The organism is uncultured Fibrobacter sp., assembly GCF_937877005.1.
GTDB lineage: Bacteria > Fibrobacterota > Fibrobacteria > Fibrobacterales > Fibrobacteraceae > Fibrobacter.
Window position 1 is genome coordinate 1 of record NZ_CALEFV010000085.1, and the last position, 1,969, is coordinate 1,969.

General features: G+C 54.1%; 3 protein-coding genes. All 3 read right to left on the bottom strand.

Going from position 1 to position 1,969, the window contains the following annotated elements; translation table 11 throughout:
* Nucleotides 1-505, bottom strand: a 505-nt coding sequence (locus Q0628_RS04540; protein ID WP_298768572.1) for a lamin tail domain-containing protein, incomplete at its 3' end; no start/stop codon positions are given.
* A 50-nt stretch (nt 506-555) separates the two neighbouring features.
* On the bottom strand, nt 556-1,395 hold the full coding sequence (locus Q0628_RS04545) for an EamA family transporter (protein WP_298768574.1): 840 nt from the start codon (nt 1,393-1,395) through the stop codon (nt 556-558).
* A 3-nt stretch (nt 1,396-1,398) separates the two neighbouring features.
* Nucleotides 1,399-1,969: lytic transglycosylase domain-containing protein (locus tag Q0628_RS04550; protein WP_298768576.1), on the bottom strand; the 571-nt coding region annotated here is incomplete at its 5' end.

Consider the following 1,969-nt stretch of genomic DNA (forward strand, 5'->3'; position numbering starts at 1 on the left):
ATAAGCAACCGCCTACACCAGCGGAAATATAGTACCCGGCGCCTAGTTCTTCGCGGAACTTTGCAGGAATTCTCATTCTATTTTTAGCGTCTAATTGATGCGAATAATTCTTTCCCGACATGAACACGACCAAGAAGGAATTCGGGGCCAACTTGACCGTTCCAAATTTCCACTTGAACGGTTCCGTCTGGGAATCCGTCAGGTACATTCCAGACAAATCAACCGTATCGGCAGAGGTATTGTAAAGTTCCACCCAGCCGGCATCGTCCCCTTCGTGGTCCTCGTAAACGACATTAATGGGATCCACCTCGGTAAACGCCACGGGGCCACCCACAAAGGAAAGCCTATGCTCTTCTATGGCATTCCCTTGCTGTTCCGTAGAATCTACCGGAACATCCGCTTCCGGTTCCTTCGACGAACTGGAACTGTCATCGGAACACGCCGAAAACAGCGCTACCAAAAAAACGGCCAGAAGGGCCCTGCCTATGAAAACATCCCTACACATCAAGGGTAATATATATTATTAATTCGAAAGTAGGTAACGCCCCAAATGCGTTATTGGGCTTTCTTGCGGCGGGGGCGACGCACAATAAAGAGGCAGGCGCCAATCAGCACGAGCGAGACCGAAACCGCCTTACCGATGGGGAACGCTTCCGAAAACACCAGGGCTCCCGCCAACGTAGGGACCGCAGCACCGACCGCCGCACTGAACGGAATGATGAAGAGCGCGCGCCCACGGGAGAACGATACCTGCGAATACAGGAACGCAATGCCATAAGTTGCAATGTAGCCGAGAGTCCTGAAGTCAAGCAGCAGGTTTGCGACAGACGAAAGCTCGATATGATCCAGGTCGAAATCCATCGCCAGGCTCTTGTAGAAGGCCGCCGAAAGTCCAAAGCCAACGCCCATGATCAAGGAGTCGACCATTTCACGGTCCTTCACCCACAAGTGGGCCACCAGCGTCACCGCCGAAAGTCCACCCGCATACGCCCAGAGCATTCCGACATTCTGCACCGCCGTCGATTCGCCCAGATTCTCCACAGAATACAGGAGTCCCGCCACCACAAAGCAGATGGCAACCACGATGCGTTTCGTGAGGACTTCCTTCAAGATGCAGAAGCCCATGAGCGCCGTGAGCACCGGGTTCAAGACCATCATCGGCTGCACCTGCGAAAGGTCGTAGCGGGCCATGGCAATGTAATAGCCGAGCGTAGCAAGGCCGGAACAGCAGATTCCGAGCCACCAGAATTTGTTCGTAATCACGCCCTTGAAGAATTCCCAAGGCTGCGAAGTTCCGCCCGTACGCTTACCGACCGTCGACACCCCCGACTTCTCGAGGATGTTTCCACAGGCAAAAAGAAACGCCGGGCCAATCGTCAATAGAAGGAAGAGCATCCGCTAGATTCCGTCGTAGATTTCCTGGTAGATCCAGTAGTTGCCCATGACGCGCTTCACATAGTCGCGGGTTTCCCAGTAGCTGATCTCTTCGGCACGGATATCCCAGGACTTGCCTTCTCCCTGCGCCTGCCAGCGCTTGGTGGGCTTGGGACCTGCGTTATAGTTGCCGAGCACATACATGTAGTCGTTGTTGTATTCGGCCTTCAAGTCCACCAGGTAGCGAATCCCCAGGCGAATATTCATGTAGGCGTTAAAGAGCTGCTTCGGTTCAAAGTTCGCAAGGCCTTCCTTTTCAGCAAGCATCTTGCCAGTTGCGGGCATAATCTGCAGTAGGCCGCAGGCGCCTGCCGGCGACATGATTTCAAAGTTGAAGATGGATTCCTGGCGCATCACGCTGTAGACAAAGAACGGGTCTATACGATCAGACGAATGGAACTTGACCTGGTCCCTGTAGGGGATCGGGTAAAGGAAATGCAAGACGTCGATGGGAGGTGCCATCAGGCGGCGTCGATCGATATTGTTCTGGAACTGGCGCGCCAGGCGGTACCCGGCAGCCGTCTCGCCCATTTCA

Bases quoted from the DNA above. Each gene is read 5' to 3' on its own strand.
- Q0628_RS04545 (WP_298768574.1), bottom strand. From the start codon at position 1,395: ATGCTCTTCCTTCTATTGACGATTGGCCCGGCGTTTCTTTTTGCCTGT.